General features: G+C 62.1%; 12 protein-coding genes. 11 read left to right on the top strand and 1 reads right to left on the bottom strand.

The features are described 5' to 3' along the window. Positions 1–8 precede the first annotated feature (8 nt). Complete coding sequence (locus GJG85_RS08795) at positions 9–3,182, top strand: multidrug efflux RND transporter permease subunit (protein ID WP_050015432.1); 3,174 nt, start codon at positions 9–11, stop codon at positions 3,180–3,182. 718 nt (positions 3,183–3,900) lie between these two features. Then, positions 3,901–6,621 (top strand): TonB-dependent receptor, encoded by a 2,721-nt coding sequence (locus tag GJG85_RS08790; RefSeq protein ID WP_050015431.1) that lies wholly within the window; start codon positions 3,901–3,903, stop codon positions 6,619–6,621. Between the two features lie 88 nt (positions 6,622–6,709). Here GJG85_RS08790 and GJG85_RS08785 read toward each other — a convergent pair whose 3' ends face one another. Next, complete coding sequence (locus GJG85_RS08785; protein ID WP_204383248.1) at positions 6,710–7,186, bottom strand: helix-turn-helix transcriptional regulator; 477 nt, start codon at positions 7,184–7,186, stop codon at positions 6,710–6,712. A 634-nt stretch (positions 7,187–7,820) separates the two neighbouring features. Between GJG85_RS08785 and GJG85_RS08780 the strand changes: the two genes are divergently transcribed. The 9 genes from GJG85_RS08780 to GJG85_RS08735 all read left to right on the top strand — a co-directional run bounded on the left by GJG85_RS08780 (position 7,821) and on the right by GJG85_RS08735 (position 16,493). Then, positions 7,821–8,135, top strand: a complete 315-nt coding sequence (locus GJG85_RS08780) for a cellulose synthase (RefSeq protein WP_089491450.1) — start codon at positions 7,821–7,823, stop codon at positions 8,133–8,135. A gap of 352 nt (positions 8,136–8,487) precedes the next feature. Continuing rightward, complete coding sequence (locus GJG85_RS08775; protein WP_230955184.1) at positions 8,488–8,736, top strand: major capsid protein; 249 nt, start codon at positions 8,488–8,490, stop codon at positions 8,734–8,736. A gap of 129 nt (positions 8,737–8,865) precedes the next feature. After that, positions 8,866–9,204 (top strand): major capsid protein, encoded by a 339-nt coding sequence (locus GJG85_RS08770; protein WP_176015655.1) that lies wholly within the window; start codon positions 8,866–8,868, stop codon positions 9,202–9,204. 100 nt (positions 9,205–9,304) lie between these two features. Beyond that, positions 9,305–10,786, top strand: coding sequence for a virulence factor TspB C-terminal domain-related protein (locus GJG85_RS08765; RefSeq protein WP_204383247.1), 1,482 nt, complete (start codon positions 9,305–9,307; stop codon positions 10,784–10,786). Then, on the top strand, positions 10,783–11,061 hold the full coding sequence (locus GJG85_RS08760; protein ID WP_059608835.1) for a DUF2523 family protein: 279 nt from the start codon (positions 10,783–10,785) through the stop codon (positions 11,059–11,061). Before GJG85_RS08765 ends, GJG85_RS08760 begins: the two co-directional genes overlap by 4 nt. Continuing rightward, positions 11,058–11,966 carry a zonular occludens toxin domain-containing protein gene (locus GJG85_RS08755; RefSeq protein WP_204383246.1) on the top strand — a complete coding sequence of 303 codons (909 nt, stop codon included), beginning with the start codon at positions 11,058–11,060 and terminating at the stop codon, positions 11,964–11,966. Before GJG85_RS08760 ends, GJG85_RS08755 begins: the two co-directional genes overlap by 4 nt. Continuing rightward, positions 11,963–13,300, top strand: a complete 1,338-nt coding sequence (locus tag GJG85_RS08750) for a type II secretory pathway protein (protein WP_176015658.1) — start codon at positions 11,963–11,965, stop codon at positions 13,298–13,300. Before GJG85_RS08755 ends, GJG85_RS08750 begins: the two co-directional genes overlap by 4 nt. A 541-nt stretch (positions 13,301–13,841) precedes the next feature. Continuing rightward, a complete protein-coding gene (locus tag GJG85_RS08745; protein WP_089491448.1) occupies positions 13,842–14,687 on the top strand; it encodes a hypothetical protein in 846 nt (281 codons plus the stop codon). Between the two features lie 1,227 nt (positions 14,688–15,914). Beyond that, positions 15,915–16,493: a YbhB/YbcL family Raf kinase inhibitor-like protein gene (locus tag GJG85_RS08735; protein ID WP_060733857.1), complete on the top strand. Its 579-nt coding sequence runs from the start codon at positions 15,915–15,917 to the stop codon at positions 16,491–16,493. Positions 16,494–16,499: the final 6 nt, after the last annotated feature.

Here is a 16,499-nt window from a genome sequence, read left to right as displayed (position 1 = left end):
GCACGCCGATGCCATCGTTCTTCATCGACCGCCCGGTGTTCGCGTGGATCGTCGCGCTCGCGATCGTCGTCGCGGGCGTGCTCGCCATTCCGCAATTGCCGATCGCGCAGTATCCGCGCCTTGCGCCGCCGCGCGTCGTGATCACCGCGACCTATCCGGGCGCGTCGACCGAGACGGTCGACGCCGACGTCGGCAGCATCATCGAGGAAAGCCTCGACGGTGCCGACGGGCTGCAGTACTACGAGACGAGCAGCGACGGTCACGGCAATCTCGAGATCGACGTGACGTTCGCGCCCGGCACCGATCCGGACATCGCGCTCGTCGACGTCAACAACCGGCTGAAGCAGGTCGAGCCGCGGCTGCCGCAGCAGGTCGTGCAGCAGGGCATCGGCGTGTTCAAGGCGGCCAACACGTTCCTGATGCTCGTCACGCTGACGTCGACCGACGGCACGCGCGACTCCGCCCAGCTCGGCGACTATCTGAACCGTTACGTGCTGCGCGAGCTGAAGCGCGCGCCCGGGGTCGGCGCGGCCCAGTTGTGGGACGCCGACGAGGCGCTGCGGGTCTGGCTCGATCCCAGCAAGTTGCGCGAATACGACCTCGGCGCCGACGACGTGATCGCGGCGATCGGCGTGCAGAACGCGACGGTGACGGCCGGCGCGATCGGCGATGCGCCGTTCGTGCGCGGCCAGCAGCTCACCGCGACGATCGTCGTCAAGGGACAGCTGACGTCGCCGGAGGAGTTCGGCCGGATCGTGCTGAAGTCGAAGCAGGATGGTTCGGTCGTGCGCGTCGCCGATGTCGCCCGCATCGAAATCGGCCGCGACGACTATTCGTTCTATTCGCGGCTGAACGGCCGTCCGGCGGCCACCGTCGGCATCCAGCTCGGCCCGCGCGGCAACGCGCTCGAAACGTCGAACGCGATCCGCGCCCGGCTTGCCGAGCTGTCGAAGACGCTGCCGCCGGGCGTCGCGGTCGAGATTCCGTTCGACGGCGCGCATTTCGTGAAGATCGCCATCCGGGAAGTCGTGCTGACGCTCGTCGAGGCCGTCGTGCTGGTGTTCTGCGTGATGTGGCTGTTCCTGCGCGAGCTGCGCTACACGCTCGTGCCGACCGTCGTGATTCCGGTCACGCTGATGGGCGCGTTCGTCGCGATGTGGGTGTTCCGGCTGTCGATCAACGTGTTCACGATGTTCGGCCTCGTGCTGGCGATCGGCATTCTCGTGGACGATGCGATCGTCGTCGTCGAGAGCGTGCACCGGGTGATGGAGGCGGGCGTGTCGCCGCGCGATGCGACGCGGCACGCGATGAAGCGGATCGGCGGGGCGATCGTCGGCGTGACCGCGGTGCTGACCGCCGTGTTCGTGCCGATGGCGTTCTTCCCGGGCAGCGTCGGCGGCATCTACCGGCAGTTCGCGGTGTCGATGATCGCGTCGATGCTCGTGTCGTCGTTCATGGCGCTGTCGCTCACGCCGGCGCTGTGCGCGAATTTGCTGAAACCGGTCGTCCGTCACGAAGGCGGGGGCGGGGGCGTGCCGCGCCGCAGCCTCGGCGCGCGCGTGGCCGACCGCTTCGGCGTCGCGTTCGCGCGCGCCGAGGCCAGCTATCGGCGCGTCACCGTGTCGGCGGTACGCCGCACGGGTGCGGTCGTCGGCATCTATGTCGCACTCTTGGCCGTGTGCGGGCTGCTGTACTGGACGATGCCGGGCGGCTTCCTGCCGACCGAGGACCAGGGGCAGCTGCAGGTGATGATCCAGTTGCCGGCCGGTGCCACGCAGGCGCGCACGCTCGCGGTCGTCCAGCGCGTCGAGGCGATCCTGCGCGCGGAGCCGGCCGTCGCGAACGTGACGAGCGTGATCGGCTGGAGTTTCGCGGGCAGCGGGCAGAACGTCGGGATGGCATTCGTCGACCTGAAGGACTGGGCGCAGCGCGACGTCGATGCGATGACGTTGCGCGATCGCCTCAACCGGCGTTTCGACGCGATTCTCGACGGCGACGTACAGGCGACGCTGCCGCCGTCGGTGCCCGGCATCGGTCACGCGGACGGCTTCACGTTCCGTCTCGAGGATCGCGGCGGGGTCGGGCTCGACGCGCTGAAGGCCGCCCGCGAGCAGTTGGCCGCGCGTGCAAAGGCGGACCCGGCGCTCGCGTCCGTGCATTTCGAGGACTTGCCGGACGCGCCGCGCATCGAGCTCGACGTCGATCGCGCGAAAGCATATGCGCTCGGCGTGCCGTTCGAGCGCATCGCGGGGCTGCTCGGCGGCACGTTCGGCTCGAACTACATCAACGATTTTCCGGCGTCGGGCCGGATGCGCCGCGTGATCGTCGAGGCCGACCCGGCCGCGCGTGCGACCGACGCGCAACTGATGGCGCTGACGGTACCGAACCGGACGGGGGACATGGTGCCGCTGTCGGCCATCGCCGCGCCGCACTGGACGGTCGGGCCCGTGATGCTGAATCGCTACGACGGCTATCCGTCGCTCGACGTCAGCGGCCGGGCGGCGACCCACACCAGTTCGGGTGCGGCGATGGCGGAGATGGAGCGGCTGGCCGCCATGCTGCCGGCCGGGATCGGTTACGACTGGGTCGCCGCGGCGCGCGAGGAGCGGATTGCCGAGCGGCAGACGCCGCTGCTGGTCGGGTTGTCGGTGCTCGCGGTGTTCATGGCGCTCGCCGCCTTGTATGAAAGCTGGACGATTCCGCTGTCGGTGCTGACGATCGTGCCGCTCGGCATCGTGGGCGCGTTGGCGGCGGCGTTCGCTCGCGGGATGCCGAACGACGTGTACTTCAAGGTCGGGATGATTACGGTGATCGGATTGTCGGCGAAGAATGCGATTCTGATCGTGCAGTTCGCACGCGAACTCGTCGGGCGCGGCGTGCCGCTGCGGCAGGCTGTGGTGGAGGCCGCGGCCGTGCGGTTTCGGCCGATCGTGATGACGTCGATGGCGTTCCTGCTCGGCGTCGTGCCGTTGGTGCTGGCGACCGGCGCGGGTGCGGAAAGCCGGCGTTCGATCGGGACCGGCGCGTTCGGGGGCGTGCTGGCGGCGACGATATTCGGGCTGGTGTTCGCGCCGGTGGCGTTTCGGGTAGTCGTGTCCATAGGCCGGCGCGGGCGGCATGCAGCGGTGACGAAGCGCGAGGCGCCGCGCGTGGAAACGGCCGGGAATCTGGAGATCGATTGATGGTAGTGATGGGGATTCATCGACCACGCGTTCGGACTGTTTCCATGCCAAGGATTCGCGTCTTCCCTCTGGTAAACAAAAAAGTTCGGACTGGCGAGTACCGGCCGCATGCTCCATTGCGGCGCATGCGCGAACGGGTGAAAAAGCAGCCGAACAAGGAAGACAAGACAACGGTAGCGGCTGATGAACCATATCGATTTTTATTCGGCACCAACCGAGTGCATCTATTGCACCTAAACAAAGTTATGTGGCATCAAATATTTTTTGACGCGTCGATTCTGTCCTGCTATGTTCGCGTCCAATGTAAAACTTGGTAGTAAACGGTAATTCATGTTCCGTGAATTAATGCTTTCAAAGTGAATACGTAAAGAAGCCTTTCAACGGGAGACTGCCTTCCTGGCAACCCGTACGCACTGATTGACGAAGCGCCATGGTGAGAATGTTCCAGGGCGTAGCGCGTATGCAGCCTTTCGATACGCGGAAATACCGATCCATGTAATTAGGCTTCCTAATTCTATAGAAATTCAGCTTCTTGTATTTCAAATTCATTCCACTCATAAGCGGAGGAAATAATTTTGAAATAAATGGGAAGGTGGACGGAATGGTTGTGATCGTCAGATGACGAATCAGGAACGCGGGGCAACGCTATTTAAAGGCCGGCGAGTCTCCGTGCATACAAAAAGGTCAGGCCTTGCGACGACAAAGGGAAAGGGGTGTTATGAAACCAACGGCTTTGGGATCGGCAATACGCAGCATCGCATGGGCTGAAGTCGCGTTGACGGCGGCTTTGGGTACCTCCGCTTACGCGCAGACAACGCCTGTCGACGGGAGCGTCGCCGCCGAGCAAACCGGCAGCACGGCCGCCGCCGCGCCCGCGCCGGCGTCCGGCGCCGCTGCGGGCGGGCAGACCGTGAAAAAGCTCGACAAGTTCGAAGTGACGGGCTCGCTGATCCGCACATCGGATAAGGTCGGCCACACCGAAGTGCAGGTCATCACCGCGAAGGAAATCCAGCAAAGCGGATACACGACGGTCGCCGATTTCCTGCGTTCGACCTCGGCCAATTCCGCAAGCAGCTGGGGCCAGACGACGATGAACAGCTCGGCACCCGGCGGCGCCGGCATGGCGTTGCGCGGGCTCAGCGAGAAATACACGCTCGTGCTCGTCGATGGCCAGCGCGTCGCGAACTATGCGCAGTCGGTGAACTTCACCGACACGTTCTTCGATGTCAACGCGATCCCGCTGAACATGGTGGAGCGCGTCGAGATCGTCAAGACCGGCGCGGTATCCGTCTACGGCTCGGACGCGATCGCGGGCGTCGTCAACATCATTACGAAGAAGAACTTTCAGGGCCTGCAGATCGACGGCCAACTCGGCAAGGCGCAGCATCCGGGCGACGGGCAGGGCAACTTCAGCGTACTGGCCGGCTTCGGCGACCTGAATTCGGATCGCTTCAACGTCACCGCGGCCGCCAGCTATTACCGCGATTCGGGTTCGACGCTCGGCGATCGAGACATGACGTCGGCGCAAGACTTCACGCAATATCCCGGCGGACTGGCAGCGCCGCTCGGGCCGAACCAGCAATCGTACTGGTCGCTGGCGGACGGCTCCAAGGTGCCGCTTTCGCCGTGCCCGCCCGGCAGCAAGACGAGCGCGACCAATTGCACGTATAACCCGGCCGCGTCGACGTCGCTCGTTCCGTCCACGACGCGCCTGAACGCGAAGGTGCGCGCCACCTTCAAGATCGACGACAACACGCAGGCCTATGCGGGCTTCTGGGTGAGCCGCGATGAAACCGTCCAGTTGCAGGGACCGGCGTCGATCTCGAGCACGACGAACGTCTACAACCCTTCGACCGGGTCCGTTTCGCCGCTGCCGCGCACCGTACCGGTGAGCAATCCTTATAACCCGTTCGGCGTGCCGACGGCGATCAACTTGACTTTCCCGGGCAACGTCGTGAGGGCGGACACGGTATCGACGTTCTGGATGGCGAACACGGGCGTCAAAGGCTCGCTCGACGCGGGCAGATTCGGCGCGTGGGACTGGTCGGCCGATTACGGCCACTCGCAGAGCACCGTCGATACGACGTATCGCAACCGGATCAACGCCGCGGGCCTCGAGAACATGCTCGCGAACGGCACCTATAACTTCTCGAACCCGGCCTCCACGCCAAACGGCCTGAACGGCGTTTTCACGGACGACGATCAGCAGGCCATCTCGAAGGTCGACAGCGTGACGGCCAAGGCCTCGACGTCGAATCTCTTCACGCTGCCCGGGGGCCCGGTCGGCCTGGGCCTGGGCACCGAGTTCCGCCACGAATCGTCGACGATCAACCCCCAGACGCTCGCGTCGCAGGGCGTATCCGCACCGGCGAACGTGCAGACGGTGGAGGGTTCGCGCAACGTCGCCGCCGCGTTCTACCAGGTCGACATTCCGATCCTGCGCAATCTGACGTTCACGCAGGCGGGCCGCTACGATCACTACAGCGACTTCGGTGGGGCGTTTTCGCCGAGCTTTGCGCTGCGTTTCCAGCCGGTGCAAATGCTGACGACGTATGCATCGTACAGTCGCGGCTTCCGCGCGCCGACCCTCGTCGAAAACTCGCAGGCCGTCTATCTCTCTCACCAGAACCTCGTCGATCCGAACGATCCGAGCGGTGTGCCGACCAAGCACTTCACGACGGAGCAAGTCGCGGGCAATCCGAATCTTCAGCCGGAGCACACGAAGAACTACAACATCGGCTTCCAGCTTTCACCCGATGCGATGACCGATATCGGCGCGGCGTTCTACAAGGTCCGCATCGACGGCGTCATCGGCACGGACGATCCGAACGCGGTGCTCGTCGCCAACGATCCCTCGCGCGTCGTGCGCAACGCTGACGGGTCGGTGCGTTACCTCGTTCAGCATTTCGTGAACCTCGGTGCGCTCGATACCGATGGCTTCGATCTCAACTTCCGCAAAGCGCTGCGCACCAAGTACGGCACGTTCACGCTCGCAGGCGACTGGACTTATGTGTGGCACTTCAAGCTGCACAGCCCCGGAACCGCACCGCAGGACTTCGCCGGCAACAACCTTGCGCTGCTGCAGCCGTTCGGCGCGAGCAACCCGCGCTGGAAGGGCAATACGAGCCTGAGCTGGGACTACCGGCAGCTGACTACCACGCTGACCTGGCAATACACCGGGCCATATACGAACGCCGTGGCCGCGGAATTCGGCGACGGCGGTACGGGATCGGTGGCGTCGTACAGCCAGTTCAACCTGATGTTCAACTATCGCGGCTTCAAGCATTGGACGATTTACGGCGGCATCACGAACCTCTTCGACAAGAAACCGCCGTTCGACGTCGAGTGGCAAGCCGTGCCCGACATCACTGGCTATGACCAGTCGCTCTACACGGATCTCGGCCGCTTCTTCCAGATCGGGGCGACGTACCGGTTCTGACGGCGAGGAGGCCGCCAGGCGGCAACCGGTCCCGGCGCGCGGCCCGCGCCGGGACGACGAAGAATGAGCACATCGACTCCTACGAGGATCAGAGGTGGAGGGTTTGAATGCGAAGGCGCTCGGCCAGCAGCACCTCGTGCAGTCGATCTTTGTTATTTGACATAATCAACACCGCCCCGACCCCATTTCCTTCCGCTGGCGCGGGTTGCGCGGGGGTAGGTGTCACAAAATTTGTGACAGCGGCGTCTGCCTCGTTAGGCGTCGTCGAATAGATCGCCAGTCCAAGGGTCACGGTCGCGGCTACCCCGGCCGCGCGTAGGTTTCCCAAGGCTCGTGCCCATACCGATGCGTTCTTCTCGTCGATCTCTTGCTCAACTTCGGCGAGTGTCTCGAACGGCGGTAATCCCGCCATTTCAGCCAGCCGCATGATTTGGGCTGGGTCTGGTCGGCGTGTCCCTTTCCGCCAGTTCGAAAGGCGTGACTGCTCTATGCCAAGTTGGTCGGCGACAGCGCCGAGTGAGCCTTGCTTTCGCTTGGCTGCGTCGAGTAATTCGCTAATCGTCATAAATATCCCCTTGACAGTTTTGCCAGTTCGTACAAATAATCCCACTCAGATTTAGACGAACCGGCAAATTTTTGCCGTATCAGTCAAGACCGCAGTCTAGCAGTCTGGTGGGAAAGGTAAACCCCGTTGGTCGGGGTTTTGTAAGTTAACGGACGGGGGGTCTCCGTGGCTGCATATCGAGTCCATGCCTATACGCCGCACGCGCATACGCGTGTCGCGACGGTCGAAGTCCGCGCTCGTGATGGCGAGAGCGCGCGTCAGAAAGCCCGTGCCGAGTTGCATCGGCAGGGCCGTCAACCGAATTCCCTAACGCTCGTGCCTGTTGAAGTCGGCGCGACGTTCAATCCTTTCCGAGTGTGAGTCGTGGCAAAGAGCCCGACCGATTACGTCACGCCTGATCTGTTCGACGGTCGCACGTCGGTGCCGCCGCGTCGGATGCCGCTGGACGTACGGCGTCGCGATGTGCGGACGGTTCCGGTCGAGGTCGCGGATGAGATTTGCGGCTGGTGCGGCGTTGACCGTGTTGGTGGTTGTGGTGCCTGTAGTGATCTGAGAGTCGTTGAGCGCTGAGAGCGCATTTTGTCGCCCGACATGGGCTTATTTCGTCTGATTGGTAGTCCTAATGGAGATAGATATGAACAAGCAAAAGTTGTCCATTCTTCAAGTCATCAAGCGCGACGGCGTGTCCCAAAAAACGGGCCGGCCGTGGGCGATTCATTCGGCGCAATGCGTCTTGGAGCAGGACGTCGATGGTCAAAAGCAACTGCTCGTTGGCACGATCAACTTGCCGGACCACCTCAAGGCCGTGGAGCCGGGTGAGTACTTGGCTGACTTTGGGTTCTTCCAGTCGATGGAGGGCCGGCTCGAACCGCGTATCACGTCGCTGGTGCCGTTCGGCATGCCTGTTGCAAAGCCTAAGCCGGGCGCGGGCGTGGGAGCGACGGCGTAAGGCCGTGGTGGCTCGATGCGGCTGCTCGGCGTGCACGTGGGTACACCTATGGCGCGCTCGGTTGCTTGACGCGCTGTCGGCAGGCGATCACGGGTTGGCGGCGTCGAGCCTTGCGATGCTCGGCGGGCTGTGTGGAGTGTGGTGAATGGAGAGTCTTCCGATAGATGCGTTGGATCGGATCGCATTGCAGTTGGCGTTGTTGAACGTGCTTCTGTGTGTGTATCTCGTCTGCAAGGGTGTCGGGTACGCGTCGGCCGTCATCGGTCGGCGCGATCCGCCGAAGAAGTTGAATCGTTCGAAGCTGGCCCAATCGGACGGTTCCTAATCGGTGGGCTGAATCAGGGAGAAAGCAATGTTTCAAATCAAGAAAGTGATGGCTGGTTCGAAGCGTGCGGCTGTCGGCGTGGTGGCTGCGGTCGCTTCGGTGGGCGCGTTTGCGCAGTCGAGCGGCGGCACGACGGGTTCGTCGTTCGACGTTACGCCGATCGTCAACTCGATCAACTCGGTCGTGCCCGCTGTGGTTTCCGTTGGTGGCGCGGTGTTGGGTGTCGTCGCGGTGGCATGGGGTATCAAGATGGTGCGCTCGTTCGTGGGTCGCTGATCGGGAGCGGTGGTGTTGGGGCGGCGTTCTGGTGTCCAGGGCGTCGCCCTTTTTGTTGGCGAGGGCGTGAGCATGGGCGGATCGATGAGGGCGGGTTTCGGTGTGCGGCGGTGGTGCGGTGCGTGGCGCGTGCTGGCCGTGCTCGTCGTTGCGCTCGCCGCTACCGGCGCGCGTGCTCAGTCCTCGGCGTTGGCGGCAAACATTGTTGTCTGCGGCCCGCAAGGCTTGGCGGGTGTCACGTATGTGAGTGCTGCGGGTCAGTCGGTATCGTGCGGCACCGACGCGAACGGCAATGCACTGGTTCTGCAGATGAGTACGCAATTGGTCGCCTTGAACGCGAACGATACGACCGATGACGGCGGCGTTGCGGTCGGCTCGGCGATTGGCGCTGCGGTCCTTGGCGTGCTGGCGGTGGCGTACGGGTTTCGCGTGGTGCGTAATTGGATCAATTCATCGTCCGAGGGGTAAGCGATGCATATCGGCTTCTGGTTCGAAGTGGCGCTCATCGTGGGGACGTGCTGGTCGGTCGGCTTGATTCTCTTTCTCTGAAGCGATACGCGGGGGCGTTATGCGGTTTTCTCACTTCGTTGCGTCGTGTGCTGTTCTGCTGTACGGCATCTTTGTGACGATGCCGCACGACGTGGCTTATGCGCAGGTGTCGCCGGATTCAACGTCGGTGCCGCGTGCGATTGCGCAGTTGATTGCGAACAAGGCGGGGCAACTCGGCTACACCGGCACGGCGTTGGATGAGATCGTTGTGGCGACGGAAAAGGCAATGTCGGCTGCCGCGCAAGCTGAGGCGGCCGCAGCGGCGGGGGCGTCCTGGCTGTTGGTAGGGTTACAGGCGGTTGTAGGGGCGGGACTAATGGCGACCCCTACATCGTTGGGTAACGATACGTTGACGACGTGGCAATTCAATAAGGACGGGACGGTAACGCTTGCGCACGGATCGGGGGCAACGGTTTCAAGTCCTTATCCGCCGTTGAATCCGGGCGTTGCCGTGTGGTGCTATTACTCGTGGTGCGGTTCGTCTGGCGAGGCCGCTGTACAGTCTTTTTCGCAGTACAACAGCGGGATCATCGCTTCAGATGGGAAGTCTGAGCACGTGGTGAGTTGTTCCGGTACGAGCAGTACGTCAGTAACGTGCACTGTCGAAATCGATGAAGTGCGCGATGGTTCCCACTATACGCAGGATGGCTTTATCGCAAACAGAAATGGCACGTATGGCGGCGGGGCATGTGCGAGCGGGATGCTCGATAAGACCGGCACTTGTACGGCTTACGTGCCGGCGAAGCCAACGACGCCGGCCCCGGTGACGGAGTCCTTGCCTCAGGCTATTAGCGGTTTATCGAGCGACGAATTAAGTCAACCGCTGAACCCCGAGGTTCTCGCGGACGTTGTTGATGCGCTTTGGCAGGATGCGTCGCAACAGTCTGGCTATCAGGGCATTCCGTATCCGGTTGATAACCCGGTTACGTCATCGGATGCGGGCGCGGTTCAGCAGTCGAATCCTTCGGCATGGCCGACAGTGGGCGGTGCGGCTGCACCGGTTGCGGCACCTTCGGGCGGTGGTAATCCGTACGTGATTCCGAGTCCGTCGACGGGTACCGGCACCGGGACAGGTACGGGCACGGGAACAGGTACGGGCACTGGAACGGGTACCGGTACCGGCACGGGAACAGGTACCGGTAGCGGAACGGATCCGGGAACAGGAACGGGAACGGGCACAGGTGGTGGTACGTCCGGCGGATCGTCCGACACGTCGGACCTTTGCCGATTGAACCCATCAATTGTTGCGTGTCAGCAGTTGGGCTCTGCGTCGGCGCCGACGTTGCCGTCGAGCAGCGCATCCGTTTCATTGTCGCCGGTCTCGGTGGGTGGCCCGTCGAATCCGGTCTGCCCCGCACCTGTCAGCGTTGATGTATTCGGTAGCCAACTGGTGATCCAGTATCAACCCGAGTGCGATTTCATGGTCCGCGTTAGGCCATTTATCGTGGCGATGTGCGGGATCGTCGCGGCGGGGATTTTTGTTGCGGGGCTTCGATCATGACGATTGCCGCGTGGTTAATGTCTTTGGTCGGGCCGATGCTGATTCAGGCGCTGATTGCGCTCGGCGTCGGCGTCTTGACCGTCGCTGGAACCGATGTGGCGTTGAATCAGGCCATCGGATGGATTACGAGCGGCGTCGGTGGGCTGCCGAGCGACATGGCGAATGTGCTGGCGCTCGGCGGCGTTTTTCAAGGCGTCTCGTACATCGTCGGGGCCTTTACTGCGCGCGTGACGATGTTCGGCCTGTCGGCTGCTAAACGGTTCTTCCTGAAATGATTACGCTCATAACGGGGGTGCCCGGTAGCGGCAAGTCGTTGCGGGCCGTGTTCGAAATGTCGCGCGAGGTTAAGGCCGGTCGGCGGCTCATGGTCGATGGCATCAAAGACTTGGCGCTCGATCATGTCATGGTCGATGAGCCGTGGTTGCGCAAGTGGTTCGAGCACGCGCAGGCGCAGGACCTGATCGTCGTCGATGAGGCTCAGCGGATTTGGCCGCCTACGTCCGTGAGCGTGAAGCCGGGCGAGGATATCGAAAAGCTGCATGTGCATCGCCATATGGGCGTCGATTTCATCCTGATCACGCAACACCCACAGCGAATCAATAAGACCGTGCGCGATCTGGTCGGCCGGCATGTGCACGTGCGCAAGCTGTTCGGGCTCAATCGGGCGATGCTCTACGAGTGGGACCATTGCCATAACGTCGCGAGCCTTAAGGACGCGGTAAAGACGGTGTGGGCATATCCGCGCGAGGTGTTCAGGCTATACACAAGCGCCGAGGTCCATACCAAACCAAAGGCGGTCATTCCAAAGTCGCTGTTTCTGATTCCGATTGCTGCTGTCGTCGCGGTCGTCGCGGCATACGCCGGTTTGAAGTCGATTCATAGCGGCTTCGGTGCGACGAATAAATCGGGCGGTCAAGCATCGGCCACCGCCCCGGCACCTTTGGCCGCCGCAGGGATACCGAGCGTTTCGTCAGCATCGGATAGTTCCTCGGAAAGTTGGCGAGTCGTCGGCCGCTATGCGTTGGGTAGCCGCGCGTTCGTAGTCCTCGCGAATGAACGCGGTGCGCTGCGGGTCGAGGATTCCGCGCGTTTCGTGGGCGAAGGGTTGGCGACGGTCGGGACCGTTGACGGGCAACGCGTCGGGATGTGGTCGGGCAAGCTACGGGGAGCAGAGAAATGATGCGTGCGTTAGGTGTTGCGCTGTTGATGGTTTGCGGTGCGGTTTGGGCGGACGTGCCGGGTTTGCCTCCGTTGCCGCCGTCGCTCGCGTCTGCGCCTATGTCTGCGGTCGCGTTGAAGCCGCTGCCGCCGGTTCGCAATGGAGCGTTCGACCTGCGATTCGTGAACGTCGGTCAAGTGGTCGATCTCGTATATGGCGACGCGCTCAAGGTGCCGCACGTGATTTCGTCGGACGTGCTCGAAGATACCCGGCTCGTGTCGTTTCAGTTCGATAGCAGCAAGGGCGATTTGCACGATTTCTTCAAGGCGTTCCTCGATTCGCAAGGCTTCGAAGTGGTGACGCGTAACGGCGTGGATTTCGTCGGGAAGAAGCGTGACGCGAGTCCGGCTCAACGCGAGACCTTCGTCTATACGCCGCGCCATCGCAGCGCGGGCTACCTGCTGAAACTCGTGCAGCCGCTTTTCGGGAGTCGGCTTGCGAGTGTCGCGCAAGTACCGCCGGTGCAGTCGGTCGCCGCGGCTGTACCCGCTTCGGCGTCCGGCGTTCCCGCGGCTGTGCCGAGCGCGGCCATGCCGAGTAATGACGGGCCGATGGCAGCGGCCGGTGATCAGCTCGTTTTCGTCGGTGCGCCAAGCGACGTGAAGCAAGTCAAGGCGCTGTTGCCCGAACTGGATACGGTGGTGGGCGAGGTCGTCGTACGGGGATGGGCGTATGAGGTTGACGATACGGACGGGGGGAATACGGGTTTTAGCATCGTCTCCCGGCTGCTCGGCGTGGGGGTGCAAGTCGGTGGTGGCTCGACGGCCATCGACACAACGGCCCTGCAATTTGGCGCCGGCCGGCTGGGTTTCGCGATATCCGCACTCAGTACCGATTCCCGCTTTCATGAGGTGTCGTCGCCGAACGTGCGGTGCGTGTCGGGGCAGCAGGTCAAGCTCAATGTCGGACAACGGGTGCCGACGGTGTCGAGCATCAGTTACCAAGGGACGAGCGGCACGCCTGTGCAGTCCATCGAATACCAGGATGCCGGCGTTATCTTCAACGTGACGCCGACCGTGCTTCAAGACACGATCCAGTTGAGCATCGATGAAGAAATTTCCAGCTTTGCGGCGACGACGACGGGCGTGAACGGCTCGCCGACGAAAAGCACTAGGTCACTGCAAACCGTCGCGGCGCTCAAGGATGGCGAGGTGATCGTTCTCGGCGGGCTGATTCAGGATCAAGACAGCGAGACGCATAGCGGTCAGCGTTGGTTGCCGTCGTTCCTGCACGGGCATACGCGTTCGAAGGGACGAACCGAAGTTGTGCTCGTGCTGCAAGTGCAAAAGGTGTAAGTGCCGGCGTGCGGGCGGGGCGTCTAGCGTTAGGAGTGTCCCGCCGTGTTCGAAGCGACGTACCGCCTCGGCGGTTGTGCGAAGTCGGGGCGGCTGCGGCCTCTCAAGGCCCCTCGCGGGACCGAGTAGCGGGTATCGGCGCAGGCCGTGAACGTAGGCGGTGCGTCAATGCCGGGGCACCCCTCATTGCTAAGCCGATTTTCCGGGGCGTCTACCGCGCTATAGGGGCCGGCGTAGGGCGCTCTCGCGAGCCGGCCGATGGTTGTGTAGGGGAACATGCTGGCGGGGCGCGCGCGGGCCTCCCGCGAGCCGCAGGCCGCGAAGGCCGGCGCGCGCAGCGCGCCTAAACTTGTACCTCTAACACTTAACGGAAACGGCCTACAGCAGGGCGCTGGCAGCAAGGCGGAGACAGGCGGCAGTAAAAGAAAAACCCGGCGATCGCGGCAACGATCCCGGGCGGTGGCAAACATCGGATAAAGGGCTATCCAACGTGAGCAACGATATTGTAGTCGATGGTGGGCGCGAGTACGGCGATGGCTTGATGCAGTTTTCGCCGTTCAGTGACGAGTACATCGTCCGCACGCGGCGCTTTGCCGATGGCCAGCAAGAGGTCGTGTCTTTTGCTGCGCGCATCCGGCGACACTTTCAAGAGATCAGGTTACGTCCCAGGGCAGCAAGGGGCGAGCGCGAAAAAGCTGACGGTGAGACTGATGAGCAGGTTACGGCGAGGGCGTCGAAGTCGTTGCAAACGTCTATCGAGCGATCAAAGCGCATGGTGCGGTTGAGGTGCAAGGCGATCGGCGCCGACCGCATGCTGACGCTCTCAACGCGTGAGAACGAGACTCGAGTCGAGGTGTGGGCAAAGTGGTGGGACGAGTTTCGGCGCCGGCTGAATCGTATCCATGATTTCCACTACGTGGCGGTGCTCGAGCGACAGCAGCGCGGTGCGTGGCATATCCATGTGGCGGTGAGCGGCCGGCAAAACTGGAAACTGCTGCGTTCGATCTGGCTGTCGGTCGTCAGCAAGGCGGGCACCGATGGTGCGGTCAATGACAGCACCGGCAACAAGAAATGGCGTGCGCTGGTGCGCCGGATGGGCGGCAAGGGGCGTGCGATGCGCCATCGGATCGCGACGTATATCGCGAAATACATCGGCAAGGATGCCGACGCATCGACGTTCAACAAGAAACGGTATTGGACGAGCCGGGGCATTGTGGTGCCCGAGGTCGAGCCGTACGCGCATCTGGGACCGGAGTTTGGCGCGAAGGATGCCATTGTCGAGGCGCATCGCGCGGTGCTGTCGGCCGGCTCCTCGTGCGACGGGGCGCAGTTTTACTGGAATCAGGGAATAGGTGTTTTCTGGATGGCGACGGGCAACGGGACGTAATGATTTTGAATGCGTCGGTAATGTATTCGAAGCCAACGTAACAGATTGCAACAGATTGTAGTCAGTGTTTGCTTAAATAGCGGACATTCGTGTTTTTTGTCGGGGTGGGTATGCACGGATTGCTTCCGATTTTAGCTGTCGGTCTGGTTGCGATTCTTCTAATGACTGGTGGCGCTAAGAAAGGTGCCAGCGCCCCTAGACGCGGCGGTTCTGTGCGTTACGTTCGCCGTCGGCTCATGACGGCTCGGGAATTTCAGTTTTTTGGCGCGTTACGGGCGGCGCTTCCTGATGCGGTGATTCATTCGCAGGTGGCTATGGCTGCGCTTATTGATGTTGAGGGGGCGAACCGCTCGGCGCGGAATTCGTTCGACCGAAAGATTTTCGATTTCGTGGTATGTCGCGCGGACGGGGACGTACTGTACGTAATCGAGTTGGATGACAAGTCGCATGCGTCGGGGAGCGCACGTCGTCGTGACTCGGTTAAGGACGATATTGCGGCTGCTGCTGGTTTGCGTGTGGTGCGATATCGGAGTGTTGGTACGGACGCGGCCGTTTTGCGACGCGATTTCGAGTCGCTGGTGGCGTTGGCGACGGGTAGCGCGAGGCGTGTCGCCTAGCTATGGTTCAATTGGAATTGTGGGAACGTGAGCCGTTGTCTGGGGCTCAGTTGGCGGTGGTGGTCGGCGAGATACGGAATTTGTACTGGCATATTCGCAACACGCGTCGAGGGCTGCATGACGCACGTCGTCGGCGCGTGTATCGTCAAATCGCGGTTCAAAAAAAACGCCTGCTCGTGGCAGGCGTCTCGAAGCGTGAAGTTTTGGATTTTCTAGCGTGTTGCCGGGCGAGGCAGTGTCGGGATACATGTTGCATAGGCTGCGTTCAGCCAACGGCGTAGCCTTTTCATCCAATTTGACATAATCAACATTATCAACATTTTTTGTTGTAGCGGCCATATCCTAATGTCGTGTTCTGGCTATTTACAGATGTCGTGTTTTTGACTGCTGGCATGCTGGACGGCTCGTTGAGTAAGCCCGGGAGCCGACCATGCAGCCAGCCGGATTCGACCTCGCCGGCACGAGCGACGATCGAATCGACTGAACGTCCTGCCAACGACGTTGCAGCGAAGGCAACACCGTGGTTCGCGAATCTGGCTTCCGGGACGAATCGCTACACGATACCGTTGTTACCGTTGTACTGAACGCTTACCCTTCAACGGAGCACATCATGCGATCGAGGATTTTATTTTCCGCGATTCTATGCACTTCAGCGGCACTAGCGGTCATCCCGGCGATCGCCAGCGCGGCGCCGTTCACCATCATGGTCGATGACCTCAGTCACGGGCATTTTACGAACGAACACGTGTACGGAGGCTTTGGCTGTCGCGGTCAGAACGTTTCGCCGCGAATTTCGTGGACTCACGTTCCGCGCGGCACGAAGAGCATCGTCGTCACAATTTTCGACCCCGATGCGCCGACCGGCGGGCTCGGCTGGACCCACTGGGAGATCGTCAATATTCCACCTTCGGAGTCGTCGATCGAAAAAGGCGCTTCCGGCAATCCGAAATTCCTGCCGGCGGGCGCTGTCGAGACGTTGACGGACTTTGGCGAATCCGGATACGGTGGGCCCTGCCCGCCTCCGGGGGCGTCGCATCGATATGTCGTGACGGCGTCGGCCTTGGACGTGGAAAAAATTGACGTGGCGCCGGCGGCGAGTCCTGCACTCGTCGCCTATCAGATGCACGGGAAAGTCATCGCTCAGGCGAAATACGTCGCCCGATATCGTCGCGCATTGACTCACGATTGATGGTTG

This window comes from Burkholderia sp. MS389 (assembly GCF_016899425.1).
Classification (GTDB): domain Bacteria; phylum Pseudomonadota; class Gammaproteobacteria; order Burkholderiales; family Burkholderiaceae; genus Burkholderia; species Burkholderia sola.
Note: the sequence above shows the minus strand (reverse complement) of the source record. Positions and strands in the feature narration are given on the sequence as shown.